At 33.6% G+C, this 280-nt stretch carries 1 pseudogene; it reads right to left on the bottom strand.

The features are described from left to right. Positions 1–280 (bottom strand): annotated as a pseudogene (locus tag FUA24_RS01115) (molecular chaperone HtpG); the annotation flags it as partial.

The raw sequence follows: 280 nt of genomic DNA, 5'->3' as shown, positions 1-280 counted from the left end.
AATGTCATTCCATTTAGCTTCAAAATCTTCACGATTACTATTGAATAACGATTTTAATTTATCGGCAACTTTTCTGGTGATGTATGATGAAATCTTTTTTACAGCACCATCGGCTTGTAAGTATGAGCGCGATACGTTTAATGGAATGTCTGGAGAATCTATAACACCACGTAACATGGTTAAGAATTCAGGTACAATACCTTCTACATTATCGGTTACAAAAACCTGATTTTGGTACAACTGAATTCTATCTTTTTGAATATTCATGTCTTGTCCCATT

It is taken from the genome of Seonamhaeicola marinus (genome assembly GCF_008085455.1).
Note: the sequence above shows the minus strand (reverse complement) of the source record. Positions and strands in the feature narration are given on the sequence as shown.